Origin of the sequence: Paenibacillus tabacirhizosphaerae (assembly GCF_040812395.1) — a bacterium.
Classification (GTDB): domain Bacteria; phylum Bacillota; class Bacilli; order Paenibacillales; family NBRC-103111; genus Paenibacillus_E.
The window spans coordinates 1-978 of record NZ_JBFNXH010000075.1; the positions used below are offsets into that span (position 1 = coordinate 1).

The 978-nt window shown below is 41.7% G+C and carries 1 pseudogene; it reads right to left on the minus strand.

From position 1 onward, the window contains the following. A pseudogene (locus ABRS97_RS28020) lies at positions 1–978 on the minus strand (type IV secretion protein Rhs); the annotation flags it as partial.

Here is a 978-nt window from a genome sequence, read left to right on the forward strand (position 1 = left end):
ATCGAGCAGCCCATTTTTCTTATACGTATAGGTAGCGTCCCAATTATTGAGTACTTCACCCACACTTTTTAGATGATTGCGATTATCTGGTTCATAGACTGTATTATAACCAAATGGATCCGTCATGGTTACCCGATTTCCTAATCCTTCACTGCCATAGCCGTACTTGATTATTCTTCCATCTGGATACGTCATAGTATCAAGTAGCCCCGTTGCAGGATAATACTTGAATGACGTTTTTCCAGTGCCATCTTGCATCCACAATCGTCTTCCCGCTGCATCATAATGGTAGCCGATGGTCTCATTGGCTGAGATACTATTTTCAAGAAAATTACGAGTGTTGTATTGGTACTCTAAGTTCTGACCTTTACGATCTACTTGCTTGATCAAATTACTGTTGCCATCGTAATAATACTTGTCAATGAGTCCGGAAGGATCCTTCTTCCAAATCATACGTCCCATTTCGTCATACTGCTTCTGTACTTGATTTCCATCTGCGTATTGCACTTGCGTTATTTGGTTAGCAAGACCGTATGAATATGCTGTTTTCTTCTGGTTGGCATCCTCTACAGAGGTTAATCTGCCGAATAGATCAAATGCATTCTTGGTTAAATGAGTATCATTTGCGTCTGTTGCTTCCAGGGCGTGTCCCACGTAGTCATATTTCTTAACACTGGAGAGTTGAGCCCAGTTGCTTGTTCCATTTTCAGTCTTCCAACGAGCTACCTGCGTCGTTCTACCCAAACCATCATACGTTTCGCGTACTCGATTTCCCTCTCCATCTTGGGTAATTTTTGTACGATTAATATCATCGTATTCGATGAACTCCGAAGCATTAGGATAGATCACTTGCTTGATTCGATTCCATGGATCATATTGATATTCCGTCGTATTACCACGTTCATCTTGCGATTTCCACAATCGACTGTAAGTGTCGTATTGGAAGCTTTGTTTCCCTGTGCCTGCGCCTATAGTTTG